This is a genomic window from Mycolicibacterium chitae (assembly GCF_900637205.1).
GTDB lineage: Bacteria > Actinomycetota > Actinomycetes > Mycobacteriales > Mycobacteriaceae > Mycobacterium > Mycobacterium chitae.
Genome location: NZ_LR134355.1, coordinates 23,583 through 44,883 on the forward strand (window position 1 = coordinate 23,583; position 21,301 = coordinate 44,883).

The following is a 21,301-nucleotide window of genomic DNA, read 5'->3' on the forward strand; positions in this document are numbered from 1 at the left end:
TGTCGCCGCCCCGTCATGCCGCCGCCCGGCAGTCCGTACCCGGCTTCTGCGGCGCTGGGGCCAACGTCGTCCGCGTGGGCGACGGTGCCGGAGTGGCGGTGGGCGGGGGAGGCGCCGGTGCGGTGGCGGATTCGGTTGGGGCAGCGTTGGTTCGGGGGCGCTCGGTGTCGGTGGGCGCGGCCGTCGGGCTCGGCGAGGGGGCCGGGCTCGGTGACGCTGCCGGCGACGGCGCGGGGCCGGGCCGGGCCGACGGGGCGGGGGAGTGCGGCCGCGGCGCGGGGGTGGCGGTGGGCTCGGGCTTGGGCGGTTCGCAGACCGGCAGCAGCGAGGTCTCGGCGAGCTTGCGCAGCTGGGCGATCGCCTCGTCCAGGGAGCCGCCCGGCAGCCCGGCGGCGACCTGCGCGCGCTCGGAGGGCCGCAGATCGCCGAGCTGCATCAGACGGCAGGCGAATTGCTGTTCGCCGTAGCTGATCTGGGACAGCTCGTTGCGCTCGTTGAGACAGCCCAGCAGGAACGGCTCCGACATTGACAGGCCCAGCAGCGAACCCTGCACGCCGCGCATGATCGACACGGTGCCGTCGTGCTCGGTGACGTAATAGTTGTTGCGCACGATCTGGCGGCCGATCGCCAGCCCGGCGAGCACCACCAGCGCGACGAGCACCGCGGCGATGAACATCCGGCGCCGGGACCGCGGCTTGCGCACCGGCTCCTCGGGCTCGGAGACCACGCGCTTGGCGGCGGGCTTGCGCGGGTTGATCGCCGAGGCTCGCCCGGCGGCGGTGTTCGGGGGAGCGCTGCCCTCGCCGTCGTCGCCGGAGACCGCCCCGGCCAGGATCGGCTGGGTCTGGCCGTAGTCGTAGTCGACGACGTCGGCGACCACCACGGTGACGTTGTCGGGGCCGCCGCCGCGCAGCGCGAGTTCGATCAGGCGGTCGGCGCTCTCGACGACGTCCTCGATCTGCAGCGCCTCGAGGATGGTCTCCTGGCTGACCGGATCGGACAGGCCGTCGGAGCACAGCAGGTAGCGGTCGCCGACGCGCGCCTCGCGCATGATCAGCGTCGGCTCCACCTCGTGACCGGTCAACGCGCGCATGATCAGCGAGCGCTGCGGGTGGCTGTGCGCCTCCTCGGCGGTGATGCGACCCTCGTCGACGAGGGTCTGGACGAACGTGTCGTCCTTGGTGATCTGGTTGAGTTCGCCGTCGCGCAGCAGGTAGCCGCGGGAGTCGCCGATGTGGACCAGACCAAGCCGGTTGCCCGCGAACAGGATTGCGGTCAGCGTGGTGCCCATGCCCTCGAGTTCGGGGTCGGCCTCCACGTGCGCAGCTATCGCCGAGTTGCCCTGGTGGACGGCCTCGTTGAGCTTGCTGAGCAGGTCGCCGCCGGGTTCGTCGTCGTCGAGATGGGCGAGCGCGGCGATCACCAACTGGGAGGCGACCTCGCCCGCGGCGTGGCCACCCATGCCGTCGGCAAGGGCCAGCAACCGGGCGCCGGCGTACACCGAGTCTTCGTTGTTGGCGCGTACCAGGCCGCGGTCGCTGCGCGCGGCGTAGCGCAGACCTAGGGTCACGGACGTAACTCGATTGCTGTCTTGCCGATTCGCACCGGCGTACCAATGGGGACCTTTACGGCGGTCGTCACCTTTGACCTGTCAAGGTAGGTGCCGTTGGTTGATCCTAGATCCTCTACGTACCATTCCGAGCCTCGTGGGGACAGCCGCGCGTGGCGGGTCGACGCGTAGTCGTCGGTGAGCACCAGCGTGGAGTCGTCGGCGCGGCCGATCAGCACCGGCTGGGTGCCCAGCGTGATCCGGGTGCCCGCCAGCGAGCCGGCCGTCACCACCAGATAGCGCGGGGTGGCCCGACCCTGCCGGGCCGGCAGCAGCGTGCCGCGCAACGCCAGGCCGCGCCGCACCATCACCGCGCCCGTCGGGGCGTAGATGTCGGTCCGCAGGATCCGCAGCACCGACCAGATGAACACCCAGAGCATCAACAGGAAGCCAGCACGCGTCAGCTGCAGAACTAATCCCTGCATCTGGCGTCCTTCCCGTCATCGTGCGGCAACGTCACGATACTTGGGCAGCCACCGACGTGAGGGCGAAGCTCGTGCGCGTCGCCTGAGTTGGCGTAAGCGGCCGAGCTCAGTGGACGCGAACGACGATCTCGGAGTGGCCCAGCCGGATGACGTCGCCGTCGGCCAGCTGCCATTCCTGAACCGGCGCGTTGTTGACCGTGGTGCCGTTCGTGGAGTTCAGGTCGGACAGCAGTGCGACCTGCCCGTCCCAGCGGATCTCCAGGTGGCGACGCGAGACGCCGGTGTCGGGCAGCCGGAACTGGGCGTCCTGGCCGCGGCCGACCACGTTGGCACCCTCGCGCAGCTGGTAGGTGCGGCCGCTGCCGTCGTCGAGCTGCAGCGTGACCGTCGCGGCGCCGCCGGCGGGGTAGTCGCCGCCCGGGGCGGGCTGGCCGTAGTCGGCGTAGCCACCCTGGGCCGGCGGCTGGCCGTAGTCGTAATCGCCGCGGGGCGGTTCGCCGTAGCCGCCGCCCTCGTAGCCGCGGCCGTAATCGGGCTGGCCGTAGTCGGGGCGGCCGTAGCCGGGCCCACCCTGGTAGCCCTGGTCGTAGCCGCCCTGGTCCGGGTAGCCACCACCCTGGCGGGGGTCGGGGCGACCGTAGTCCGGTCCCGGGGGACGGCCGTAGTTGTAGTCACCGCGCGGCGGTTCGCCCTGCGGGGGATAGCCGCCCGACGGCGGGCCGTACGGCTGGCGGTAGCCCTGGTCGTAGCCGCCGGACGGCGGGCCGTAGCCGGCGGGCGGACGCTGCTCGTAGGACGGGGCGTAGCCGCCCTGGTCGGGGTAGCCGCCACCCTGGCGCGGTGGGTAGTTCGGGTCGCCCTGGGGCGGGTAGCCGCCCTGCTCGGGTCCCTGCGGAGGCTGCGGGGCCTGCGGGGCGTAGCCGGCCCGGGGGTCCTGAGCGTCTTCCGGGCGACCGTAACGGTCGTCGTAGTACTCGTCTCCGGGACGTCCCTGGCCTGGGCCGCCGCGGTGGCTCGGATTGTCGCTCATCGGTGGTACTCCTGGTTCTGCGTTCGACGCACGGTCTGATTGTGGCGCGGCGGGTGCGGACATGGCGGCACCGCCCACCGTGGCGTCGGGGTTGACGACACCGCGGGCGCGGACCTGGCCGGTGTGCAAACTCGGCGATTGTTCGAATCGGACAACCACATCACCATACGTTTGCCACCCCTGATCCCCGATGTATCCCCCGAGATGTTTGGCAAAAGTATCCGAAGTGAGGTCCGGATCGGCAAGGACCTTCGCATGGTCGGAGACGCTGAGGGTGATGACGTACTCGTTGGGTGCCAATAAGCGCCCGCCCTGTAACGACCGGACACCGTCGGCGGCCTCCCGTCGCAGCATCCCCTCGACTTCCTCGGGAACGACCGATCCGCCGAACACCCGGGCGAAGGCGTCGCCGACGGTAGACTCGAGCTTGCGATCAAATCGCTGCACCAGTCCCATCTTCACCGCCTGTCTCAGGTGTTCGTCGTACCAATCGGGGCAGTGACGCGGGCTGCCGCGTGTCGCGTCACTGTGTTATTTCCGCCCCATGGTATCGGCCTATCCAGGCCAAACGTCACCATAAGAACTCTGAGAATCGCGTTACAGCAGGTCAACGAAGGTTCGGTGGGTCCGAATCCGGGTGACCTCAGCGTTTGGAGAATGGGCCGCAGACCGTGATACGCTCCTCCGGTTGCCACGGGCGAGTGGCGGAATGGCAGACGCGCTGGCTTCAGGTGCCAGTGTCCTTCGGGACGTGGGGGTTCAAGTCCCCCTTCGCCCACAGTGAGCGGTTCTACGAGCTGCGACGCAGAGGTCACGAACTCATTTTGGGTTCGTGGCCTTTGTGTTTGTGGGGACCGAAGCGGCCTACCAGCTGCCCATCGGGTGCTTCACCCCGTGCGCACCGATTTCCCTAAAGATCTGCCGGCCTTGCTGGTCCTCGCCGGCGCCACGTAGACCGCGCGCGTCGACATCCGAGGGACTCACCTAGCATGATCACCGCGGCCCGACGGACTTCCCAGGCGCCTATCTACCGGCGTGGACACGTCCCCACCCGCACGAATGTATTCGTGCTGCCCTGGGGAACTCGACGTGACACTCATCCGGACGACCGCCGATCGGCTATCGGGGATGAAACCCGAGTCGCTGGTCGAGCAGATGCTGGAGCAGATGCTGTATCGAACCGGTCGTCGTGCAGCGCAGTCCGAACAGGCATCATGGAAGAAAAGTCTTCCGGTGCTGGCTGCCGACCTGGTCGACGCAGGGCTCGGCGAGGTCGAGATGCTGCTCGAATATCACCTTCCTCTTACGTCGCAACGCGCAGACGTTGTCCTCGCGGGTACACACCCGCGAACAGGTGAGGCCTCCTACGTCATCGTGGAGTTGAAGCAGTGGTCTTCTGCATACGCATTCGAAGGCGATCCCGAAATCGTCGAGGTGCCCGGGGTGCCGGGTGGACCGCGGCTGCATCCGGTGATTCAAGTACGCGGCTACTGCGAGTACCTCAGCGATTTTGCCCGGGTGGTCGCAGACAATCCTGACGCCCTGGCCGGAGTTGCCTACCTCCACAATGCGTCGAATCCGACCTTGGTGAAAGACTTACTGGCAGTACCGCTATCGATCAGCGGCCGACTCTTCACGGCCAGTGACAGGGGTGCGCTGATCGACTTTCTTCAGTCGAGGCTCGCCCCAAGTCCCGGCCGCCACGCCGCCGACTTGCTGATCAACTCCCCAGTTGCGCCTTCCAAGCAGTTGCTGAGGCTCGCAGCGGCGGAGATCCGGGACCGGCCGCAGTTCCGGTTGATCGGAAATCAGCAACTGGCAGTCGATCTGGTGATGCACACCGTGGAACATGCACGGGCCGGCAACACAAAGCGGGTCATCGTGGTGACGGGGGGACCAGGCAGCGGAAAGAGCGTGATCGCGTTGTCCCTGGTGGGGGAACTGGCCCGTCGTGGACGCACCGTCATCCATGCGACGGGGTCGCGTTCGTTCACTCAAACACTGCGTAAGGTTGCCGCTACGAGAGCCCCCAAGATCCGCGCGCTGTTCAAGTACTTCAATCAGTTCATGTCGGCCGATCCCAACGGATTGGATGTGCTGATCATGGATGAAGCACACCGCATCCGGAAAACGTCGGTCGACCGCTACACCCGAGCAGAACTGCGGACAGATCGTCCACAAATCGACGAGCTCATCGCGGCCGCGCGTGTTCCGGTCTTTTTACTCGACGAGCACCAAGTCGTACGGCCAGGTGAGATGGGAACTCTGGAGCAGATCGAACGGCACGCGCAATCCTTGGGATTGGATTTCCAGCACGTTGCCCTCGGCGAGCAGTTCCGTTGTGGCGGAAGCGAAGAATACGTGCATTGGGTGGTAAGACTGTTGGGGCTTGCGGGGGAGGTGCCACCGGCGGTCTGGTCCGGTGATCCACAGTTCCAAGTCCTTCTCGCGGAAACCCCCGAGGAAATGGAACACCACCTGACCAGTCAGATGCAGCGGGGATACACAGCACGCATCACGGCTGGGTACTGCTGGCCATGGAGCGACGCTCGTAAGGACGGCACATTTGTGTCCGACGTTCGTATCGGCTCATGGGCACGTCCGTGGAACAGCAAGAGCGACAGGCGGATAGGTGATGTACCGCCGAGCGCGCTGTGGGCTACTGACGAGGGTGGGTTCGGCCAGGTCGGTTGCATTTACACCGCCCAGGGCTTCGAGTATGACTGGAACGGCGTCATCCTCGGTCCCGACCTCGTATGGCGCAACGGCAAGTTTGTCACCGTGCGAGAGGCGAATAAGGACCCAGACTTCCGCAATCAAAAGACCGTTCCTGACAGTAGGTTCGATGTTCTGGTGCGGCACGTCTACAAGGTTCTGCTGACCCGCGGAATGATCGGCACCGTTATCTACTCCACCGACCGCGAGACACGGGAAGCGCTCCGCGCGCTCATCGATAACGGTGAAGCCCGCAAGCATTTCGCTGTGCACGCACATGCGACGACGTTGGAGTCGTCGTAACTGAGCTCAATGGGGCTACCGGAATGCGGTGGCACCGCCGACCGCTTCGAAAGCCCTCCGAAAACGCCCCAGCCATTCGATGATCCAATCGATCATGGCCGGCCACTGATCGACTTCGTCCACGGAAGGAAAGGGTGACGTCACGAAGATGGCGGCGCCCTTGCGGCCGGGCTTGTCATCCCACTCGGCCGATTCGCCCAGCGTCGACTCGAAGAGCTCTTGCTGCGCCGCAATCTGTTCGAAGTTGGCTTCGTTGATTTCAGATTTGGGACTGTTGAAGTAGAGCTGGACCCGCAGCCCGGTCGTGGTGAACGAGATGTTGTAGACGATGGCGCCGTGACCTGTCGGCAAGTCGTACCAGCTGTTGGGCGTGGTCGCTTTCGCGCGGGTCCACCCAGGATGCTCGGCCGCGATGTGGGACAAGAACTGCTCCCAGAACTCCCAATACAGCTTCGAGCGTCCCGCCAACTCGCTGGCGGCCGTCGTCACCGCTTTCACGCGCTTTTCCCAGTCATTGGGCTGCGCCACGAGTTTGAAGTTCGGAGCCGGTGCGGAATCACCGATCTTGACGACTTGGATCTCGACCCCGAAGAACCGCACGTCGGGATCGGTGTGCTCGTTGAGCCAATCCAGAGCGGCTCGGTGCTCGGCACGAAAGCCGGTGGTGATCCAGACGATCGTACGGGGGTCGGTGCCGGCCGCATACGTCAGGATCTGTCCGAGATGACCATGATCGGACTGCTCGAGCTGGTTCTCGACGATCACGACGCTCTCGTCGGAGAGATCGCGGCCCAACAGGTCCAGTGAGAAGCCGCCGACGGGATGTTCGGCGATCTCGAGCTCGAGGTCCATCCCGAGCAAATCCGACAACACGTCGACGTTCCCCAGCAGCCACGGGGTGAAGGCGTGAGCTTCGTGCGGCCAGACCTCCCGCGGATGCACGCCGACGAGTCGGCCGAGGTGTACTTCGGTCACGATCCTCCTGTCCGCCCCGGGCGATGACGGTGATAGCCGGCACCATACCCAGACGGTCCGACGAGATACTCCGTTCGGACGCGTTTTTCGTCAGATCGCCGCACTGTGCTGTCGCCACTCCGTCCACGGCGAACCGCAGGAGCTACCAGACGCGCCAAGCGCAGTCAACGGTCGGATTCGTCCCGATTCAATAGGTGGCTCCCGAGCAAGCCGACCCCGATGATGGCGACGTTCAAATTCTCGACGGGTGCGTGGTCCGGACCGTCCGGCTAGGAGGTTCCGATCATGAGTGTGACCGCGCAGGCACTCGCGCCGCCGGTGGACGAGGAGACGCCCGCGGAGTCGCCCGCCGCCCAGCGCCGCGGCGCAGATCTGCTCCAGCGCTTCGGTGGACGGGTACTCGCGCTCGCCGCATTTCTCACCCTGTGGTGGGCGGTCACCGCCGCCGGCCTCATCCAGCCGCTGTTCCTGCCCTCACCGGCGGCAGTCTGGCACGCCTTCGTCCAGGCCAACACGTGGCACCCGATCGCCCCCGGCGTGGACCGACTCGTCCAGGGCGAACAGGGGTACTTCCTCTGGGAGCATCTGCTCGCGAGCTGCCAACGGATCGGGGCGGGAGTGGGGGCGGCCATCGTCGTCGGCCCGCTCCTCGGGTTCGCGATGGGAATGTGGCGGCCGCTCAACAGGATTATCGAGCCGTATCTGAACTTCCTGCGGGCGTTGCCGCCGCTCGGCTACATCGGCTTGCTCATCGTGTGGTTCGGGATCGGCGACACCTCGAAGATCTGGCTGCTGTTCCTCGCCGCGTTCCCGGCCATCACGATCGCCACCGTCAGCGGCGTGCACGCCGTGCCCCGGGACCACATCAACGCCGTTCGATCACTCGGTGCCAACCGGCGCCAGGTCCTCACCCACGTCGTCCTGCCGTCGACCGCCCCCGAGGTGCTCACCGGCATCCGGATCGCCGTCGGCTTCGCCTGGACCACCGTGGTCGCGGCCGAACTCAACAACGGAATTCCCGGTATCGGCGGCCTGGCCTATCTGTCTGGCACACAACTCAATACGCCGCTGACGATCGCCTGCATCATCGTCATCGGGATCACCGCGCTCCTGCTGGACGCGCTCATCAAGTGGATCGGCCTACTGGCCGTGCCTTGGAAAGGAAAGTCGTGAAGCGATCAGTCCTGTTCGTCTCCGCCGCCGTCGCGCTGGTCACCGTCGTAGCGGGCTGCACGGAGTCGGGGCGCGACACCTCGGCGCGCGCGGAAAACACGGCGGCACAGGACTGCCCGTTCGAGGTCGACGAATCCGTCACCACCACCGCCCGCATCGCCTACCAGGACATCCCCAACGGTGACCTGCTCGTCAAGGACAGCGGTGTGCTGGAGGCGTGCCTGCCGAATGCCACCATCACCTGGAACCGCTTCGCCTCCGGCGGAGATGTGGTGCAGGCCTTCGGTTCCGGCAGCGCCGATCTCGGACTGATGGGCTCCAGCCCCGCCACCAAGGCCCTGTCGGCACCACTGAACATCGACATGCAAGTAATCTGGATCCACGACGTGATCGGCGCCGCCGAATCACTGGTGGTGCGCGATCCCGCCGTCACGTCGGTCGAACAACTCGCCGGCAAGAAGATCGCCACCCCGTTCGGTTCGACGGCCCACTACAGTCTGCTGGCCGCACTGCAGCGGGCCGGGATCGAGGACCAGGTGACATTGATCAACCTGGCGCCCGACGCGACCACCGCGGCGTGGCAGAGCGGCGAGATCGACGGCACCTGGATCTGGGAACCCACGCTCTCTGAGTTGACCGACGGGCACGTGCTGCTCACCAGTGCCGACACCGCCGCCCAAGGGGTTCCCACATTCGACGTCGCCGGGGCCACCGGCGAATTCATCGAGGCCAACCCCGAATTCCTCGAGACCTGGACGCGCGCCCAGGACTGGGCCGTCCAGCAACTGCTCGATTCACCCGACGAAGCGTCCGTCGGCCTGGCCGTACAGCTGGGGATCACCCCGGAGCAGGCCCGTACCCAGGCCGAAGGGCTCCAGTTCTTGCGCGCCTCCGAGCAGGCCTCGACCGAGTATCTCGGCGGTGGCCTCGCCGAGGACCTGCAGGCCAATGCGGAGTTCCTGCTGAGTCAGGGTGAGGTCACCGGGGTCAGCGCCCCAGAGGTCTACCGCGACGGTGTGTACGTCGACGCCGCCAAAGCGGTCGCGGAGCCGTGACCGAGCCGACGACGGCGCCCGACCGGGTGGTGTTCGCCGGGGTCTCGAAGTCGTACGGGACCGGTGCCGAGGCGGTGCGGGCGCTGAGCACCACCGACCTCGTCATCGAACCGGGCGAATTCGTCTGCCTGGTCGGACCTTCCGGTTGCGGGAAGACCACGTTGATGCAAATGCTCGCCGGGTTCGAGCGGCCCACCAGCGGGACCATCACGATCGGCGGCGAACCCGTCACCGGACCCGCACCCGAGCGCGGCGTCGTCTTCCAGAAGCCCAACCTCTTCCCATGGAAGTCGGTGCGCGCCAACGTCGAACTGGGACCGCGGCTGCGCGGCGTCGCGAAACAGGACCGGCGCGCACAGGCCACCGCCATCCTCGGCAAGATCGGCTTGGCCGAGTTCGCCGACCGCCGCACCTACGAGCTTTCCGGCGGCATGCAGCAGCGGGCGCAGATCGCGCGGGTCCTGGTCAATGAGCCCCGGATCATCCTGATGGACGAACCGTTCGGCGCCGTCGATGCCCTCACCCGGGAGAAGCTGCAACTCGAACTGCTCGACATCTGGCGGGAGCACCATCGCACGGTGCTGTTCGTCACGCACAGCGTCGAGGAAGCGGTCCTGCTCGGCACCAGGGTGCTCGTGATGAGTGCCCGGCCCGGCCGGATCCAGCAGGACGTCACGGTCACGTTCCCCGAGGACGGCGCACCCGAGGGCCGGTCGTCGGCGGTACGTACGTCGCAGGCGTTCGTTGACTACAAGGAGAAGATCGCGAGCGCGATCTACCACGCCCACCGCTGAACGGGCGTGGTCAGGATTGCGGGCTTGGTCCCGAATCCTCACCGACCCCGTGCGGGTGATCCTCCAACCATCGGCAAGCATCCTCGGCGGCCCGTTCCAGGGCGCGCCTTTCGCCGAAGAAGGCTGCCGCACCGCCGATCCCGGGCAGCATCGCCAGATAGCGCAGCGGTTTACGCGGGTGCGGACGTTTGGCGATCTCATCGCCGATGGCGTCGAACAGCCCCGCAAGCTGCCAGAGTGCCTTCGCCACACCAAGCGGCGTGCGGGGGAGCGGTTCTAACTGGAGATGCTCGCCGCACTCCACGCCGGACAAGTCGCGCTCGCAGAGCACCTCGGCCAGCATGCGCACCTGGGTGTCCAGGTTGGTGACGCCGAGTTCGCGGGCCACCGCGCACAGCACGATGGCCTGGTTGACGAAACCCAACAGGTCCTGGATCGGCAGCCCCCGAGCCAGCGCGCCGAACACACCGGGAGACGCCACCACCACGGTGTTCAGCGTGCCGACGCGCCGGACCCACCACCGGATGCGAGCGGCGGTATCGAGGTTGTCCCAGCCGCGAGTACCCGGCACGTCGGCCACGCTCAGTGCCCACGAGAGACCGTCGGCGACCTTGTCGAGCGGTCCGTCATCGAGATCGGTGTCGCGGCGCTTCAATCCCAGGGGGTCAGTGCCGTACAAGACGTCGAGCAGCGGATTGATGATCCCGACCGCGCGTTCCAACGCGTCGGCCACATCGGCATCGCTGAGTGTCACCTCGGGGGTGGGCAAAAGGTTCACCGCTTCATGATGGCCCAATCCGCGAGTGCCCGGTGCCGCGGAGGGGCCCTCGTCGTCGCCGCGATGCACTTCTGGCAAACAGCACGTGAACTTGCAAGACTTGCGGGAGTTGCAAGCAAGATTGCGGATACGGTCGCGGCGTGCTCATCACCGAACTCGTTGCGAGCTGCGGACATCGGCTCACCGCCAACGACCGTCGGCTGATCGCAGTCCTGCAGTCACAGCCGGCGGACGCCTCCTTCTGGGTGGCTTCGGACCTCACCGATCCGCTCGGGTTACATCAGTCGGCGGCGACCCGACTCGCGCAGCGCCTGGGCTTCGCCGGTTACCCGGACCTGCGCGACGCCTTGCGCCAGGACTACATGACCGGCGAGGGGCCCGCACAACGGCTGCGCGGCCGCCTGGACCGCCATCCGGACCACGACGTGATCCGCGGTTTCGTGGACGACGAACTCGACGCGCTGACCGAACTGACTCGCCACGTCACCCAAGCGCAGCTCGACGAGATCGCCGTCAAGATCATTGCGGCCGAACAGGTCTATGTCTTCGGGCAAGGAAACGCCACGGTCCTCGTGGACCTGATGAGCCGCCGGCTGCATCGCTTCGGGATCCGGGTCACCACCCTCGTCGGATCGCGGCGCGATGTCGCTGAACGGGTCTCGAGCTTGACGAGTGCGGACCTGTTGCTGGCGTTCGCCTTCCGTCGGCTGCCCGCGCTGCTGCCGCCGCTCCTGACCATCGCCGCCGAAGCCGACTGCTGCAGCGTCGTCATCACCGACACGCTGCTGTCGATGTCGCCACGCCCGGACATCCTGGTCGCCGCACCCCGAGGGCGCGGCGACGAATTCCTCTCCCTGACAGTGCCCATGGCGATCGGTAATGCACTGGTGCTGACCATCGCTCGCCGCCAACCCGACGAAGCCAACCGTTCCCTCGACAAACTCGCCGACCTGCTCGACCGGCTCGACGCCTGAGCCGTCCCACCGCACCCCAAATACGGATAACCGGAGGATCGTCATGCCCACTTCTGCCCGCTGCCGCCTGACCGCCGCCCTCTCCGCGGCCACGCTCGCACTCGGCCTCACCGCCTGCGGCTCGACCGAATCAGCGCCCAGCGTCGCCGAGCCCGACTGGGACGCCCTGAGCCACGACGAGCTCGTCGCCCTCGCCGAAGCGGAGGGCAGCGTCTCGGTGTATGCGTTCACCAGCCGCATCGCCTCGATCGAAGAGTCCTTCGAATCCACCTACCCCGGCATCGACGTTGTCGCCGCCGACATCTCGTCGACCGAACTGATCACCCGGCTGGCCAGCGAGCACCGTGCGGGCAGCGCGACCGCGGACGTCGCCTACGTCTCCGATGCCCCGGTGGTGGTGACCGAACTCCTCGCCGACGGGGTATTGGAGCCCTACGTTCCGCAGCGCGTCAGCGCGGCACTGCCCGCGGAGTTCCGGGAGCCACTGGTGGCCAACCGGTTATCCACCAAGGTGCTGATGTACAACGAGGAGGCCCATCCGGACGGCCCGCCGGTGCAGAACCTCTGGGAGCTCACCGAACCCGCGTGGACGGGCCGGGTCATGATGGTCGACCCGAACGTCCGTGGCGACTACCTGGATCTGGTGACCGAAATGTCGCTGCGCGCCGAGGAAATGGCGCAGGCCTATCAGGCGCACTTCGGCCGCGAGATCGTCCTGGACGAGGGCGTCGAAGACGCCGGCCTGCAGTACATCGCGGACCTGTACGCCAACGACGCGGTCCTCGTCGACGACACGGATACCGTCAACTCGTCGGTGGGCACCCTCGGCCAGGCCAGCCCGCCGGTCGGCTTCACGTCGTACTCGGATCGCCGCGACAACGAGGACGAGGGCTGGGCGCTGCAGGTGGCCTCCGGCGTCGCGCCGTCACCGGGCATCGTCTTCCCGGCGATGCTCGGCATCACCGCGAAGGCCCAGAATCCGGCGGCGGCCCGATTGCTGATCGATTACATGATGGGTGACGACACCGAAACCGGCGGAGCGGGTTTCGAACCGTTCTACGTCGCCGGGGACTACCCGACCCGTGAGGACGTCGTCGCACCGGCCGATGCGCTGTCCCTCGAGGACCTCGACGCGTGGTCCATCGATCCGCAGGCCTCGGCCGAGCGGCGCTCGGAAGTGGCTGACTTCCTGCTCACGATCCAGTGAGATCTACCCGACGTCGGGCGTCGGCCACGGCCCGACGCCCGATCGTGTGGCTCGCCGCCGGCGTCATCGCGGTGCTCGCGGTGTTGGTCGCCGCGCCGCTGGCCGGACTCGTTGCCCGAACGCTGGATTCGGACGCCGACGGCGTCTGGGCCGACGTCTTCAGCAGTCCGCTGTCGGCCAACCTGCTCTGGCAGCCGCTGACCAACTCGCTGCTGATGGGTCTGGGCACCGGCATCGGTGCGACGGTCCTGGGAGCGTTCCTGGCGTGGGTGGTCGTGCTCAGCGACGTCCCCGGCCGACGGGTGATCGGGGTGCTCGCCGCGGTGCCCTTCGCCCTGCCGAGTTTCGCGATCGCGTTGGCCTGGGAGAGCGTCTTTCGCAACGATCGACTCGGTGGCACACCGGGACTGCTGTCCGCGCTGGGCGTGGCCGTCCCCGATGTGCTGTCCTGGGGCGCCGTGCCGACAGTGCTGGTGCTGACGGCACACTACTATTCGCTGTCCTTCGTCATCGTCTCGGCCGCACTGTGGGGCGTCGGCGGCGACCTGGTGGCCGCGGCCGAACTCACCGGTGCGTCACGCCTGCGGGTGGCGACACGAATCGTGTTGCCCGCCATCGCCCCCGCGCTGCTGTCGGGGTTCCTGCTCGCCTTCGCCGAGGGCGTCAGCAACTTCGCTGTGCCGGCGCTGTTGGGGTTGCCAGTGCGCTTCCAAACTCTCAGCACGCGGCTCTACGGTGCGATCGCCACCGGCGACGCGGCGCGCGGCTACGCCCTGTCGATAGTGCTCGTCGTGGTGGCCGGCATGGTGTTGTGGGCCGGCAATCGCGCGACTCGCGGCCGGTCGTTCGAAACCATCACCGGCAAGGCATCACGTCCCCGCCGGGTGGTCACGGGTGCCTGGCGCTGGCCGCTGTTCTGCACGGCGTCCCTGTTGGTGGCGGTCACTGCGATCGTGCCGGGCATCGTCCTGGTGGTATCCACGGTGTTGCGCCGCACCAACTCCTTCAGCGGCGGGTTCACGTGGCACTACTGGCTGGGCGAATCGGACTCGTCGATCGCGCAGGGTATGCGTGGGGTATTGCGCGACCCCGTGGTGCTGTCCGCCCTGCAGAACACCGTGCTGCTGGGCCTCGCCGTCGCCGTGGGCGCGGGGTTGCTGGGGCTGCTCGGGGCGTATGTCGTCCGCCGGATCGTTCGGCCGCCGCTGGTGGGTGCGACGATCGGATTCCTCTCTTACGTACCGTTTCTCATCCCCGGCGTGGCGTTCGGCGCTGCGTTCATCGCGCTGTTCGGTGCGCCGATCGGGCCGCTGCCCTCCCTGTACGGCACGTTCGCGATTCTCGTGCTGGCGGGGGTGGCGGCCAGCGTGCCGTTCGCCTTCCAGACATCCCGCGCCGCCCTCGGGCAGGTATCCGGCGAACTGGAAGAGGCGGCGGTCCTGACCGGGGCGAGCGGACCGCGTCGATTCGGGCGGATCACCGCGCCGCTGGTATCGCGCGGTGTCCTGGGCGGCGGTGTGCTGGTGTTCGTCACCATGGTCCGGGATCTGTCCCTGGTGGTGCTGTTGGTAACTCCCGCGACGCCACTGCTGGCGACCATGACCTACCGCTTCGCCTCGGAGGGTTTCACCCAGCACGCCAACGCGATCACCGTCGTCATCGCCACGATCTCGGTTGTGGCGACCATATTCGCGCGCCGGCTCTCCGACGCCAGACCAACAGGATCCACGTCATGACCCACCTTCAGATCGCCGGTCTCCACAAGCGGTTCGGCGAGCACACCGCGCTGCACGGTGTCGACATCGATCTCCCGGCCGGCGCGTTCCTGGTGCTGCTCGGCCCCTCGGGCTGCGGTAAGACGACCACTCTGCGCATACTGGCCGGTCTGGAGTCACCGACCCGCGGGACGATCCGGATCGGTGACCGGGTCGTGGTGGACACCGCGGCCGGCATCGAGGTCCCGGCCGCCAAGCGAGGCCTGGGCATGGTGTTCCAGAGTTACGCGCTGTGGCCGCATATGACGGTGCGGGGCAACATCGAATGGCCGCTGCGGGTGGCGGGCTGGACCCGCGCCGACCGCGCACGTCGGATTGGTGAGGTACTCGAGTCGCTGGAGATCGCGAACCTCGCCGACCGCCATCCGGCGCAGATCTCCGGGGGACAGCAACAACGGGTGGCGATCGCTCGCACGATCGCCCCTCGGCCAGGGGTGCTGTTGTTCGACGAACCGCTGTCGAACCTGGACGCCCGGTTGCGGGTCGAGACCCGCGCCGAGATCGTCCGGATGCACAGGATCACCGGAGCCACCAGTGTTTACGTCATCCACGACCAGACCGAGGCGCTCGCGATGGCCAGCCATATTGCCGTCATGCGCGACGGCAGGGTCGAGCAGTTCGGCACCCCCACCGAACTGCTCGAGCGGCCCGCGACCGCCTTCGTCGCCTCGTTCCTCGGCACTCCGCCCGCCGTGCTGCTCGGCGGCGACATCGTCGATGGCGCCTTGGTGCGCGATGGTGTGCCCTTGGTCCCCCGGGCGGAGCGCGGGTGGCGCGTGATGTACCGGCCGCAGGATCTCAGGCTGCATGACCACGGCCCGCTGGCCTTCGAGGTGCTGGAATCGACGCCGATCGCCAGCCGCCACCTGGTGACCGGGCTGGTGGGGGAGGACCGGGTGTCGGTGGTGACGGACGTACCGGCGGTCGCCGGCGACCGGACGGGATTGGCGTTACCACCCGGTCCCGCAGGTGTTTTCGATGCCGCGGGGCAGCTTCGGGAGGCAGGCAAGTGACGACGTTACTATTGCTGCGGCATGGTGCGACCGAGTGGACCCAGCTGCGACGCCTCCAGGGCCGCACCGACATCGACCTCTCCGCCGACGGCCGGCAAGCCGTCCGCGAACTGGCACCCGTGATCGAGGCGTGGCGGCCCCGCACCGTCATCTGCTCGCCGCTGTCGCGCACCCGGTCCACGGCCGCGCTGCTCGGGGCCCGCGACGTCGTCGTCGACGAACGGTGGGCGGAGGCGGGATTGGGGCAGTGGGAAGGTCTCACCCCTGACGTGATCGGAGACGACTACTTGCACTGGCGCGGCGGGGTACTGGTGCCCCCGTTGGGCGAGACGCCTGAGGTGGTGACTGCCCGGACGACGGCCGCGGTCCACGATGCGACCGCACAGCCCGGCCCGGTCCTGGTCGTCACCCACGGCGGCGTCATCCGTGCGGTGCTCGCGCAGTTCATCGGGCTGTCCACCGGACGGCTGGTGCCCGTCGCGGCACCCAGCATCACCGCGCTCGACGTCGACCCCGACGGCTCAGCCCGGTTGCGCGCGCTCAACGTTGCCGCTCGGCCCGGCTAGGCCGTCCCGCGTTGAGATGCGTCGGCGGATCAGGAGGGCAACGTGAATTTGCCCCGATTACCCACGGCGCGACCGTCCTTGATCACCAGCAGAATGTTGTCGGGCTCGCCGACGGTGTCGATGGCGTCGAGCGGATTCCCGCGTACCACAACCAGATCGGCGAGCTTGCCGGCCTCGATGGTGCCCAGCGTGTCGGCCACCCCGCACAGTTCGGCCGAGGTGCTGGTGCCGGCCACGATCGCCTGCATCGGGGTCAGCCCGCCGAACTTGACCAGGAGCCCGAGTTCCTTGAGGTTGGCGCCGTGATCGGGGGACAGGCCCGCGTCGGTGCCCACCGCGATCTTGATCCCGGCCGCCGCCGAGGCGGCAATCGAATCATGCGCCATGGCATGCCATTTCGCGCTCTTGGCAGCACCGGCAGGGGATGCGGTCACCGGCACCATCGTCTCGAGCAGGGTCGGCACCAGGTAGGTGCCCTGAGCGACCATCTGGTGGCGTAGCTCGTCGTCGAGGGCGTAGCCGTGTTCGATGCTGTGCACCCCGGCCTCGACCGCCGCCCGGACCCCCGCGTAGCCGATGGCGTGGGCGGCCACCGGTCTGCCGCCGTAGTTCTGGCCCTCCTCGACGATCGCGGCAATCATGTCGCGCCGCATCCCCAGCCAGGTCGGGTCGTCGTTGGGGGAGGAGACGCCGCCGCTGGAGGCGACCTTGATGACGTCGGCACCCTGGCGGATCAGGTCGCGCGTGCGAAGTCGCGCGGCGTCGACGGAGTCCACCAACGATCCGCCCACCAGCGGGGTCAGGTCGATCCCGGAGGGCAGGTGGAAGTCCGCGTGCCCGGAGGTCTGGCTGAGCATGTTGATCGCCACCAGCAGCCGCGGACCTTCGATCAGTCCCGCGGCGACGGCCTCCCGCACGCCGGTGTCGATGCCCATCAGGTCGCGTGCGGAGGTCACGCCGTTCTCGAGTGTCACCCGAAGCCGCGCGATCAGCTGGAAATACGCATACGACGGGGGATGTAGCGCAAGCTCTAGTGGGCTGCCGCTGGTTCCGGGCAGGCGGAAGTGCACGTGGCAGTCGAAGAAGCCGGGGCACAGCGCGTTGCCCGCCAGGTCGACGTGCGTGGCGTCCGTCGGCACCTTGTCGGCGGGCAGGTCGGCGCTTGCTCCGACCCAGGTGATGGTGGTGTCGTCGACCAGGACCGATGCGTTGGGCACCGGATCGGCGCCGGTGCCGTCGATCAGGGTGGCGTTGTGCAGCAGGAGGCTTGTCATGGTGGTGCCAACTCCACCAACTTCCGCGGCGGGGCGCAATCGGCCACGCCGGGTCGGTCGGTCGGTCGGTCGCGGAGGAGCGGACCCAAGCCAGGCGCGGGTAGCCCCGGGGTGTCGGAGCGGATCACTAGACTCGGGTTACTGGGCTGGGGAGACCACATGGGGGATGGTGCGCGATGAGCAAGAAGGATTCGTCCTCCAATGTCCTCGGCGGGATCATCTTCGTCATCGTCGTGCTCGTGGCGCTGATCCCGAAACCGGTGTGGATCTTCCTCGGCGTCATCGCCGCACTCTCGGCGTTCTTCGGGTTGGTGTATTGGATCGTCATCACCTACGAGAAATGGCATGCCGCCGCACAGGAGCGTGCCCGCGCAGAGCAGGCGGCCATGGTCGCGGCCGCCAAGCGGGAACGCGAGGAGCGGGCCCGTCGGGAGAAACAACACCGCCTCGACACGCTAGGTAAGGACAACGCGGCGCGCGTCGAGGCGGCGCTGAGCGCCGTCAAACGGGTGACCGGGTCGGAAGCCGCCCGGGCGGGCTGGCTCGGGGACGTCGACTTCGGCCCCGACATCGAGGGGATCACCGACAGTTTCCAGAAGGCACACGCGCTGCGGGGAGTCGCCGACAGACTGTCGGCATTGGACAAACCGAGTGCGGACGACCGCAAGATCCTCGCGGAGGCCAAGACCACGATTGCCAACCTGGAAAGCGTTGCCCGACAACGCGTCGAGCTCATCCAGAAGTGCGCCACGGAAGCGCAACTGATCGACAAATCGCTGCAGACCGAGCGAGAAGACGCCCGAGTTGCCGAGCAGCGGGCCGAGTTGCACGCGAAACTCAGCGCCATGCTGTACGGGATCGAGGCAGCGCCGGACAATACGCCCGCCGACTCGGCCGTCGATGCGGTGATGGCCCGCGTGCAGGCGTACCGGGAGATCAAGAACCAGATCCAGCTGGCGCGTGAGTAAGGGTCTTATCGGTACCAGGCGTTTCGCAGAGAACGCGCGGGAGTTCAGCGGGTGAGTTCGGCGCGGACGTCTTGTTCATCGGCGCCGCGGTCCTTCGTGATGCGGTGATCGCCGGCATTGCGGCACTCCCCGAGGATCTCGACGTAGCCGTAATCCGGGTGGTCGGGATTGGGTGTCACGATCGCCATCACCCTGCCGAGATGCAGTGTGCGGCCATAGTGGTGCTTGTCTTTCGGGGACTCGTCGGCCCACCCGTCCGCTTGCATGGCCGCGACGATCTGCTCGACGTAAGTCCGGTGGTTCACGCCTGCGGGGAAGGTGAATCCCATCCCCACACGACCCCGAAACGGAGCGAACCCCTGATCCGTGCACGAGGCGTAGCGAAAGTCCGCGCCGCGCAGTTGCAGGTCCACCGCGTGGACGAGCCGTTTGGCCGGGTCGACGACCTGCGTGCGGGTCTCTGCGTCGGTCATCTCCGACCCGTCGAGGTGAGGCTTGCCCTCGCACGCTGCGAGCAGCAGAGCGCTGGACATAGCAGCGACGGCCAACGCGATGCGGGTTGCGCCAACCTGCGGAGCCGGTGCCACAGTCGCCCAGTGTCTCAGCTCGAGCTGTCCGGCCTGGACGACGGACGAGATTTCTCTTACTGAATTCTTATTTTCTGGTCTTGGCCGGGAGCCGTTTCTTGTCGGTCCATCGAACTAGTGTTCGAGTCATGAGTAGGGATGCGTTCGGTGACCGGCAGACGGTGCTGGCGTGTCTGGACACCCTCGAAGCGACTCAGCGCAGGTTGGCGGACTGCTCGCTGGACGGGTTCAGCCACGACGAACTCGTGGGGATCCTGGCCCGCCGCGAAACCATGGTCTGGCGCAACCCGGTCCTCGATCAGCGGATCCTGGCCCGGTTGATCGCCGAGGCCAACCCCGGCGATCTGGGGGCGGCCTCGCTGGCCGGGGTGTTGAGCGAACGGCTACGGATCAGCCGCGGCGACGCCGGGCGCCGGGTCAACGAAGCCGCCGACCTGGCCCCCCGCACCACCTTGACCGGCGAAGTCCTCGACCCGGTGTTGCCGGCGCTGGCCGCCGCCCAAGCCGCCGGGGCGATCGGACCCGAACACATCAAGATCGCCCGCAAGGCCTACCAGAAGATCCCGCCCGCAGTTTCGGCCGCCGAACGCGACACCGTCGAGGCCGACCTGGCCGCCTTCGCCACCGAATTCGGCCCCACCGCCTTCGAGAAACTGGCCGAACATCTGATCGCCGTGCTCGACCCCGACGGCGACTACACCGACCGCGAACGCCAAGCCAAACGCAGCCTGCGACTCGGCAAGCAAGGCCCCGACGGGATGAGCACCCTGCACGCCACCATCACCCCCGAACTACGCGCCACCCTGGAACCGGTGCTGGCCAAACTCGCCGCCCCCGGCATGTGCAACGCCGCCGACGAATCCCCCTGCATCAGCGGCACCCCCACCGAAGCCCAGATCCTGGCCGACGACCGCACCATCGGCCAACGCCACCACGACGCCCTACAAGCCATGACCCGCGCCCTGCTGGCCGCCGGCGACCTCGGCCAACTCAACGGCCTACCAGTCACCGTCATCGTCACCACCACCCTGGCCGAACTCACCGCCGCCGCCCACACCAACACGCCCGCACCCGCAGCCGCGCCAGCAGCCGAGACCCAGCCGGCAGCCGAACCGGAAACCGCGCCAGAGACTGAACCGGAAGCCGAGACTGCCCCCGAACCGGAAGCCGCACCGGCGCCGGCACCGGCAGCGGAGCCCGCACTTGAGCCCGAGGCCGAGCTGGCGCCCGAGACCACACCCGAACCGGAAGCCGACACCGACACCGAGACCGAGACCGAGGCCGAGGCCGCCGGGGCCGGTGCGGAGGTCGCCGACACCGCCCCCGACCCCGAAGAAGTAACCGATACGACGGCCGACCCACCGATCGACCCACCGGAACCAAAACCGTTGACCGGCAAAGCCATCACCGCCGGCGGCACCCTGCTGCCCATGGCCGACCTTCTACGCATGGCCAGCCACGCCCACCACTACCTGACCATCTTCGACGGCCACGGCCGCGCCCTATGGCTGGGCCGCACCAAACGCATCGCCACCGCCGACCAACGCATCGTGCTGCACGCCCGCGACCGCGGCTGCACCCGCCCCGGCTGCACCGTCTCCGGCTACCACACCCAAGCCCACCACCTCGCCGGCTGGCTGCGCGACGGCCTCACCGAACCCGACAACCTCGCCCTGGCCTGCGGCCCCGACAACCGCATGGAAAACACCCACAACTGGACCACCCAACTCAACGACCAAGGCCGCGTCGAATGGATCCCACCCCCACACCTCGACCGCGGACAACCCCGCACCAACCCCTACCACTTCATCGAGGACCTCCTCGACTACCACCGCACCACCCGAACACCCAGCGCCGAACGCCGCGACCCACCAGCACCCCCAGAATCCACGGCCGAAGACGACCACGACCTGACGGCACCGAACTATCCACCGCCCCAGGACCATTACCCCTGGCTCGACGACCCGCTACCCGGCGAGCCGGAATACAACGAGGTCATGGCACTCCACGCGGCCGACACCAGCTGGTACCTCGTCGACGACGGGGTCGACGAGGGGCAATGAACGGCGACGGCGGTCAG

At 67.6% G+C, this 21,301-nt stretch carries 18 protein-coding genes and 1 tRNA gene; 12 read left to right on the forward strand and 7 right to left on the reverse strand.

Features of this window, described 5'->3' with window-relative positions; translation table 11 throughout:
- Positions 1 to 13: 13 nt before the first annotated feature.
- From EL338_RS00110 to EL338_RS00120, 3 genes are all read right to left on the reverse strand, one after another.
- Positions 14 to 1,570, reverse strand: coding sequence for a PP2C family protein-serine/threonine phosphatase (locus EL338_RS00110; RefSeq protein ID WP_126331903.1), 1,557 nt, complete (start codon positions 1,568 to 1,570; stop codon positions 14 to 16).
- Complete coding sequence (locus EL338_RS00115; RefSeq protein ID WP_126331904.1) at positions 1,567 to 2,034, reverse strand: FHA domain-containing protein FhaB/FipA; 468 nt, start codon at positions 2,032 to 2,034, stop codon at positions 1,567 to 1,569. The genes EL338_RS00110 and EL338_RS00115 overlap by 4 nt, the downstream gene beginning before the upstream one ends.
- 106 nt (positions 2,035 to 2,140) lie before the next feature.
- Positions 2,141 to 3,520, reverse strand: coding sequence for an FHA domain-containing protein (locus EL338_RS00120; RefSeq protein ID WP_126331905.1), 1,380 nt, complete (start codon positions 3,518 to 3,520; stop codon positions 2,141 to 2,143).
- A 239-nt stretch (positions 3,521 to 3,759) separates the two neighbouring features.
- On the opposite strand from EL338_RS00120, the gene EL338_RS00125 reads away from it, so the two are divergent.
- A tRNA-Leu gene (locus EL338_RS00125) sits at positions 3,760 to 3,842 on the forward strand.
- A gap of 311 nt (positions 3,843 to 4,153) precedes the next feature.
- Positions 4,154 to 6,082, forward strand: a complete 1,929-nt coding sequence (locus EL338_RS00130; RefSeq protein ID WP_235666308.1) for a DUF2075 domain-containing protein — start codon at positions 4,154 to 4,156, stop codon at positions 6,080 to 6,082.
- Between the two features lie 15 nt (positions 6,083 to 6,097).
- Here the strand turns inward: EL338_RS00130 and EL338_RS00135 are convergent, their stop codons facing one another.
- A complete protein-coding gene (locus EL338_RS00135) occupies positions 6,098 to 7,024 on the reverse strand; it encodes a DUF4268 domain-containing protein (RefSeq protein WP_235666309.1) in 927 nt (308 codons plus the stop codon).
- Positions 7,025 to 7,342: 318 nt separating this feature from the next.
- On the opposite strand from EL338_RS00135, the gene EL338_RS00140 reads away from it, so the two are divergent.
- Genes EL338_RS00140 through EL338_RS00150 form a run of 3 tightly spaced genes read left to right on the forward strand, consistent with a single transcriptional unit; the run spans position 7,343 to position 10,079 of the window.
- Positions 7,343 to 8,230 carry an ABC transporter permease gene (locus tag EL338_RS00140; RefSeq protein WP_126331907.1) on the forward strand — a complete coding sequence of 296 codons (888 nt, stop codon included), beginning with the start codon at positions 7,343 to 7,345 and terminating at the stop codon, positions 8,228 to 8,230.
- Entirely contained in the window at positions 8,227 to 9,285 is a 1,059-nt protein-coding gene (locus EL338_RS00145) for a taurine ABC transporter substrate-binding protein (RefSeq protein WP_235666310.1), read from the forward strand. Before EL338_RS00140 ends, EL338_RS00145 begins: the two co-directional genes overlap by 4 nt.
- Positions 9,282 to 10,079, forward strand: coding sequence for an ABC transporter ATP-binding protein (locus tag EL338_RS00150; protein ID WP_126331909.1), 798 nt, complete (start codon positions 9,282 to 9,284; stop codon positions 10,077 to 10,079). The genes EL338_RS00145 and EL338_RS00150 overlap by 4 nt, the downstream gene beginning before the upstream one ends.
- A gap of 10 nt (positions 10,080 to 10,089) precedes the next feature.
- Here EL338_RS00150 and EL338_RS00155 read toward each other — a convergent pair whose 3' ends face one another.
- The gene (locus EL338_RS00155) at positions 10,090 to 10,857 is read right to left on the reverse strand and encodes a hypothetical protein (protein WP_126336576.1); all 768 of its coding nucleotides are present in this window, start codon (positions 10,855 to 10,857) and stop codon (positions 10,090 to 10,092) included.
- 140 nt (positions 10,858 to 10,997) lie between these two features.
- On the opposite strand from EL338_RS00155, the gene EL338_RS00160 reads away from it, so the two are divergent.
- The 5 genes from EL338_RS00160 to EL338_RS00180 are packed head-to-tail and all read left to right on the forward strand — an operon-like array spanning position 10,998 to position 16,392.
- The gene (locus EL338_RS00160) at positions 10,998 to 11,831 is read left to right on the forward strand and encodes a MurR/RpiR family transcriptional regulator (RefSeq protein ID WP_126331910.1); all 834 of its coding nucleotides are present in this window, start codon (positions 10,998 to 11,000) and stop codon (positions 11,829 to 11,831) included.
- 43 nt (positions 11,832 to 11,874) lie between these two features.
- Entirely contained in the window at positions 11,875 to 13,038 is a 1,164-nt protein-coding gene (locus EL338_RS00165; protein WP_126331911.1) for an ABC transporter substrate-binding protein, read from the forward strand.
- Positions 13,039 to 13,082: 44 nt separating this feature from the next.
- Entirely contained in the window at positions 13,083 to 14,774 is a 1,692-nt protein-coding gene (locus EL338_RS00170) for an ABC transporter permease (protein WP_197721913.1), read from the forward strand.
- The gene (locus tag EL338_RS00175) at positions 14,771 to 15,826 is read left to right on the forward strand and encodes an ABC transporter ATP-binding protein (protein WP_126331913.1); all 1,056 of its coding nucleotides are present in this window, start codon (positions 14,771 to 14,773) and stop codon (positions 15,824 to 15,826) included. Before EL338_RS00170 ends, EL338_RS00175 begins: the two co-directional genes overlap by 4 nt.
- A complete protein-coding gene (locus EL338_RS00180; protein ID WP_163791951.1) occupies positions 15,823 to 16,392 on the forward strand; it encodes a histidine phosphatase family protein in 570 nt (189 codons plus the stop codon). Before EL338_RS00175 ends, EL338_RS00180 begins: the two co-directional genes overlap by 4 nt.
- Before the next feature lie 29 nt (positions 16,393 to 16,421).
- Here the strand turns inward: EL338_RS00180 and EL338_RS00185 are convergent, their stop codons facing one another.
- Positions 16,422 to 17,666 carry a metal-dependent hydrolase family protein gene (locus tag EL338_RS00185; RefSeq protein WP_126331915.1) on the reverse strand — a complete coding sequence of 415 codons (1,245 nt, stop codon included), beginning with the start codon at positions 17,664 to 17,666 and terminating at the stop codon, positions 16,422 to 16,424.
- 176 nt (positions 17,667 to 17,842) lie between these two features.
- Here EL338_RS00185 and EL338_RS00190 point away from each other — a divergent pair, with 176 nt between their 5' ends.
- Complete coding sequence (locus tag EL338_RS00190; RefSeq protein ID WP_126331916.1) at positions 17,843 to 18,634, forward strand: hypothetical protein; 792 nt, start codon at positions 17,843 to 17,845, stop codon at positions 18,632 to 18,634.
- 44 nt (positions 18,635 to 18,678) lie between these two features.
- Here the strand turns inward: EL338_RS00190 and EL338_RS00195 are convergent, their stop codons facing one another.
- Positions 18,679 to 19,107, reverse strand: coding sequence for a lipoprotein LppJ family protein (locus EL338_RS00195; RefSeq protein WP_235666312.1), 429 nt, complete (start codon positions 19,105 to 19,107; stop codon positions 18,679 to 18,681).
- A gap of 242 nt (positions 19,108 to 19,349) precedes the next feature.
- Here EL338_RS00195 and EL338_RS26350 point away from each other — a divergent pair, with 242 nt between their 5' ends.
- Entirely contained in the window at positions 19,350 to 21,284 is a 1,935-nt protein-coding gene (locus tag EL338_RS26350; protein WP_235666313.1) for an HNH endonuclease signature motif containing protein, read from the forward strand.
- Positions 21,285 to 21,301 lie beyond the last annotated feature (17 nt).